General features: G+C 59.7%; 5 protein-coding genes. 1 reads left to right on the top strand and 4 read right to left on the bottom strand.

Annotated elements, in window-relative coordinates:
• Both lysS and prfB read right to left on the bottom strand, forming a co-directional pair.
• On the bottom strand, nucleotides 1–1,374 hold a 1,374-nt coding region (lysS, locus tag G113_RS18655; RefSeq protein ID WP_005908668.1), incomplete at its 3' end, for a lysine--tRNA ligase.
• A gap of 18 nt (nucleotides 1,375–1,392) precedes the next feature.
• Nucleotides 1,393–2,491, bottom strand: a protein-coding gene (gene prfB / locus G113_RS18650) for a peptide chain release factor 2 (RefSeq protein ID WP_152436104.1) whose coding sequence is annotated in 2 segments (ribosomal slippage) — nucleotides 1,393–2,415 and nucleotides 2,417–2,491 — 1,098 coding nt in all. Because the reading frame shifts where the segments join, the coding sequence is not laid out codon by codon here.
• A 261-nt stretch (nucleotides 2,492–2,752) separates the two neighbouring features.
• Between prfB and G113_RS18645 the strand changes: the two genes are divergently transcribed.
• Nucleotides 2,753–4,624 (top strand): methyl-accepting chemotaxis protein, encoded by a 1,872-nt coding sequence (locus G113_RS18645; protein ID WP_005908664.1) that lies wholly within the window; start codon nucleotides 2,753–2,755, stop codon nucleotides 4,622–4,624.
• A 160-nt stretch (nucleotides 4,625–4,784) separates the two neighbouring features.
• Here G113_RS18645 and G113_RS22185 read toward each other — a convergent pair whose 3' ends face one another.
• Nucleotides 4,785–5,288 (bottom strand): EAL domain-containing protein, encoded by a 504-nt coding sequence (locus tag G113_RS22185; protein WP_407919109.1) that lies wholly within the window; start codon nucleotides 5,286–5,288, stop codon nucleotides 4,785–4,787.
• The coding region (locus tag G113_RS22180) for an EAL domain-containing protein (RefSeq protein WP_005908658.1) at nucleotides 5,281–5,721 on the bottom strand (441 nt) is incomplete at its 5' end. The genes G113_RS22180 and G113_RS22185, both read right to left, overlap by 8 nt.

Below are 5,721 nucleotides of genomic sequence, written 5' to 3'. Positions count from 1 at the left end.
GTCGTCACCGGCTTCTTTCTGGTTCACCTGATCCTGGAAGCGCTTGGCCTGATCTTCTGCATCGTTGAGCTCGGAGAAGCCGTTGGCCAGCTCGCGGCCACCGATGAAGAACTCGAAGCGATCGGTCACGTCCGGGTTGTTGTCGTTGCGGCGCGCCAGCGGCGAGACAGCTGCCGGGTACTCGGTTATGAAGGTCGGTTGCAGCAGCATGTGCTCGACCGTCTCTTCGAAGATGGCGGTGATCACATGGCCCAGCTCCCAGCCTTTCATCAGATCGATGTGCAGACGCTGGGCAACGGCCTTGGCGCTCTCCAGGGTAGCCAGATCTTCCAGAGTCACGCCCTCGGCGTACTTCAGGATGGAGTCGACCATGGTGAGGCGCTGGAACGGCTGACCGAAATCGATGGTCAGGCCCTCTTCGCCCTCTTTGGCGTAACGGATCTTGGTGTCACCCAGAATGTCTTGCGCCAGGGTGCGCAGCAGCTCTTCGGTCAGGTCCATCAGATCGATGTAATCGGCATAGGCCATGTAGAACTCGATCATGGTGAACTCGGGGTTGTGACGCACCGAGATGCCTTCGTTACGGAAGTTGCGGTTGATCTCGTACACTCGCTCGAAGCCACCCACTACCAGACGCTTCAGATAAAGCTCCGGTGCGATACGCAGGTACATGTCGATGTCCAGCGCGTTGTGGTGAGTGACGAACGGACGCGCGGATGCGCCACCGGGGATCACCTGCATCATGGGCGTTTCCACTTCCATGAAGCGCTTCTCGTTGAAGAACTTGCGGATGCCTGAGACGACCTGGGTGCGGATCATGAAGGTCTTGCGGGACTCTTCGTTGGCGATCAGATCCAGATAACGCTGGCGGCAGCGCGCCTCCTGATCGGTCAGACCCTTGTGCTTCTCGGGCAGCGGACGCAGCGCCTTGGTCAGCAGACGAATGGTGGAGACATGAACCGACAGCTCGCCAGTCTGGGTCTTGAACAGAGTCCCTTCCACGCCGACGATGTCGCCCAGATCCCACTTCTTGAACTGTTCGTTGTAGAAGCCTTCCGGCAGATCATCACGGGTCACGTAGATCTGGATCTTGCCAGCCATGTCCTGCAGGGTGGCGAAGGACGCCTTGCCCATGATGCGGCGGGTCATGATGCGGCCAGCGATCGACACCCGTTTACCCAGGGCGGTCAGCTCATCGCTGCTCTTGTCGTCGAATTCGGCATGCAGATCGCCGGAGAGGCTGTCACGACGAAAATCGTTGGGGAAGGGGTTGCCCTGGGCGCGCAGGGCGGCCAGCTTGGAGCGACGCTCCGTCATCTCGTTGTTCAGTTCGAGGCTGTGGTCGACTGCCGGAGTAGTGGTTTGTTCAGACATGGTGATTCCTGCTGCGTGTTACAGACCTGATTTCAGGCTGGCTTCGATAAACTTGTCCAGGTCGCCGTCGAGCACCGCTTGGGTGTTACGGGTTTCGACGCCGGTGCGCAGATCCTTGATACGGGCATCATCGAGCACGTAAGAGCGGATCTGGCTGCCCCAGCCGATGTCGGACTTGGTCTCTTCCAGGGCTTGTTTCTCGGCATTCTGCTTCTGAATTTCCAGCTCGTAGAGCTTGGCTTTCAGCTGCTTCATGCACTGATCTTTGTTCTTGTGCTGGGAACGGTCGTTCTGGCACTGCACCACCACCCCGGTCGGGATGTGGGTGATCCGCACCGCAGACTCGGTCCGGTTGACGTGCTGACCACCGGCACCGGAGGCGCGATAGACGTCGATGCGAAGATCCGCCGGGTTGATGTCGATTTCGATGTCGTCATCGATCTCGGGGTAGACGAACACGGAACAGAAGGAGGTGTGGCGACGGCCACCGGAATCGAACGGGGACTTGCGAACCAGACGGTGAACGCCGGTTTCGGTGCGCAGCCAGCCGAAGGCATACTCGCCGGTGAATTTGACGGTGGCGGATTTGATGCCGGCCACGTCGCCGTCAGAGAGCTCGATCAACTCCGGCTTGTAGCCGTGGGCATCGCCCCAGCGCAAGTACATGCGCAGTACCATGTTGGCCCAATCCTGAGCCTCTGTACCGCCCGAGCCTGACTGGATGTCGATGTAGCAGTCGGAGCCGTCGTGCTGACCGGAGAACATGCGGCGGAATTCGAGATCCACCAGCTTGCCTTCCAGCACATCGGCTTCGGCCACGGCTTCGTTGAAGGTCTCTTCATCTTCTCCTTCGACGGCCAGGCTGACCAGCATCTCTACGTCCTCGGCGCCCTGGGTCAGGGTATCTATGGTGCCGACCACATTTTCGAGCGACACGCGCTCTTTGCCCAGCGCCTGTGCGCGCTCCGGCTCATTCCAGACGTCCGGCTGTTCCAGCTCGGCGTTGACCTCTTCTAGACGCTCTTTCTTGGCGTCATAGTCAAAGGTACCCCCTAAGAAGCTCGGTCCTTTCAGACAGCTCCTTAAGCTTGTTTAATACAGGATTGACTTCAAACATCGTGAAAACTCTCGGGGTCGATGTGATTTAAAAACGGGATATTCTAGCCAATTGTGGAAGGAATAAACAGGGTTGCCCGCCCCTTGTGGGACTTGACGGGGTAATTAGTGGCGACTTTTTGCCCATGTGGGTGAAAATTTTGCCGACAGGGGCAGATTGAGGTTCAGATTTTCCTCGGCCCGCCGCTATTAACGTCTGCAAGACAAAGTTGTCGACAGCATGACCGGGCACTCTCTCTTCCTGACATAAGAAGCACACATGATGAAAAACCTCTCACTCAAGCAGAAGATACTGTTATCTGTGGTGATCGCTCTCTCCTTGGTGATCCTGCTGCTCTCCTGGCAGAGCTATACCAGCCAGAAAAACCTGTTGCTTCAGAGCAGTCAGGAACAGGTGCAGCGCTTGGGTAACCAGCAAGCACAGAGTGTCAGCGACTGGCTGAGTGCCCGCCGCGACGTGATCCAGGCGCTGGGCAACAAGGCGAGCGCCGAGCCCCTCAATGCCCTGCAGCAGGCTCAGGTCTCCGGCCGCTTCCAGCTCACCTATTTTGGTGAAGGCAGCGGCAAGATGAATGACTCCGATCCCTCCATCAACCGTGACGGTTATGACCCGCGTTCCCGTGGCTGGTATCAGGAGGCCATGAGCAAGGGCGGCCTCATCGTCACCAAGCCTTATCTGGATGTGGCCTACAACATTCTGGTGGTCACTCTGGCGCAACCCGCCCAGGGTGGCGTCGTGGGGGGGGATCTCTCCATCGCCTCCCTGGTCGACGACATCACCAAGATGAAGCTGCCGGCAGATGGTTTTGCCATCATGATGCACAAGGACGGCACCGTCATCGCCTACAAGGATGCCGCCAAGGCAATGAAGCCGGCCACCGAGATCGACAACGATCTCACCAATGCACTGATCGATCAGAGCAAGGCGAGCCAGAACCTGGTACCCGCCTACTTCGATAACGAAGGGCGTGACAAGTTGCTGCTGGCGGTCGACGTACCTGATACCGATTGGGAGCTGGTGCTGGTACTGGACAAGGCAACCCTGGAAGCACCGCTCTCCTCCTTGCTGATGACCCAGCTTGCCATGGCGCTGGTCGTGCTGGTGGGCAGCATACTCGCCATCTCCTGGCTGGTCAGTCTGCTGCTTGGCCCCTTGGCCAAGGTCTCCCAGGCCCTGGCCCGGATCGCCGACGGTAATGGCGATCTGACCCAGCGCATCAAGATAGATGCCAATGATGAAGTGGGTCAGCTAGCCAACAGCTTCAACCGCTTCGTCGGCAGTCAGCATCAGTTGATCGGCCACATCCGCAACCTGGCCCAGGAGCTGAATGCCGATGCCGAGCGCAGTCTGGTGACCAACCAGGCCGCGGTGGAAGAGCTGCAGCGTCAACAGCAGGAGGTGACCATGGTCGCCACTGCCGTCACCGAGATGGCGAGTGCCACCATGGAGATCGCCGGCAACGCCGAGAACACGGCCGCCGCGGCTCAGCAATCGGCCCAGAGCAGCGAGCAGGGCAAGATGCTGGTCAACAAGACCCGTCAATCCATCAACGGCCTGGCCGACGAGGTGGGGCAGGCAACCGAGGTGATCGGCGAGCTGAGCCGCCATGCCCAGGCCATCTCCGGCATTCTCTCCACCATCCAGGGCATTGCCGAGCAGACCAACCTGCTGGCGCTGAACGCGGCCATCGAAGCGGCCCGCGCCGGTGAACAGGGCCGTGGCTTTGCCGTGGTGGCCGACGAGGTGCGGGTGTTGTCTCGCCGTACCCAGGATTCCACCCAGGAGATCCAGTCCACCATAGAGACGCTGCAAAAGACTACGGCCCGCGCGGTGAGCCTGATGCAAACCAGCCAGGGGCTGGCCGACAACAGCGTACAGGATGCCGATGCCGCCGCCGCAGCGCTTGAGGAGATAACCCAGGCCGTCTCGCTCATCTCGGACATGGCGGGTCAGATTGCCACTGCCGCCGAGGAGCAGACCCAGGTGACCGGCGAAATCACCCAGAACACCACCGCCATCAAGGATGTGAGTGACGAGATCACCGCCGCCGCCATGCGTGATCTGGATCAGGCCCACGGTCTCAAGAGCCGGGCCACGGATCTGAGCAAGCAGGTATCGACCTTTATCCTTTAATGCGCGCCAGAGGTCGGCTCAATGAGCTGGCCCATTTGGCCTGTGCTATGAAAAAGAGCCCATTTGGGCTCTTTTTTTATCTGGATGTCAGGGGCCTTGAGTGCCCTGCCTTGTTGAGTACCAGCTGGCGGCCCGACACCGCGCCTGATAGCTCTGGTGATCAGGCGGAGGAGGGGGGCCGCGTTGCGTATTCCGTCTGGTGCAGGGAAAGCGCCGACGATGACTCGATCAACTGCTGTAAAAACTGGAGCTGGGGCTGAGGACGGGCATAGAGGTAACCCTGCTGGAAGTGCACCTGGCGCCGGCTCAGATAATCGGCCTGCTCCTGGGTCTCGACCCCTTCTGCGACCGTATCCAGCCCCAGGCGGGTCGCCAGATTGATGGTGTTGTCGAGAATGTGGCGGGAGAGGGCATCTGTGCCAATCATGTCGACGAAGCTCTTGTCCACCTTGAGCAGGTCTATGTGGAATTTTTGCAGGTAGCGGAGACTGGAGTTGCCTGTACCGAAATCATCCAGCGCTATCTTGACGCCCAGTTCGCGCAGCGCGTCAAACAGCTGCTCGGTGATGCCGGTCGGGACGATGAGCTCGCGCTCGGTCAGCTCCAGTACCAGCACCAGATCAGGCCGTGCAAAGGCGGCCAGGAAGTCGCGGCAATCATCGATCAGGCTGAGATCCTGGCAGTGGCGGGCGCAGATGTTGAAGCCGAAGTGAAAACCGGTGGGCAGTGTGTCGGACGTGGGGAGCGAGGGTGCCGCTGACCTGCTGCATCAGGCTGCGGGTCATGGGCACGATGAGGCCGCTCTCCTCGGCCAGGGGGAATGAAGAGATCCGGCGGATCAACCCCTGACGTCTGTGCTGCCAGCGCATCAGTACCTCGCAGCCGTGATAGGCCTGGTTTCGACTGTCGATGATGGGTTGCAGATAGGGGATGAACTCTTCATTGCCGAGGGCGCGTCTGAGCTCCTGGGTCGGGGTTGAGATATGCCACCACCAGCGGTAGATGCCCAGCCCCGTCATGAGGGCCAGCATGATGCACAGCAGCAGGGCGGGTCTTTGCTGCGACAGCATGTGCCGATGGAGCTGTGCCGGGCTAAA

Source organism: Aeromonas molluscorum 848 (assembly GCF_000388115.1).
Lineage (GTDB): Bacteria > Pseudomonadota > Gammaproteobacteria > Enterobacterales > Aeromonadaceae > Aeromonas > Aeromonas molluscorum.
The sequence above is the reverse complement of the archived record's forward strand: the minus strand, read 5'-3'. Positions and strand labels throughout refer to the sequence as shown.

What these genes read in the sequence shown, in the direction of transcription:
- G113_RS18645 (WP_005908664.1), top strand. Translation starts at nt 2,753, where the DNA reads ATGAAAAACCTCTCACTCAAGCAGAAGATACTGTTATCTGTGGTGATC.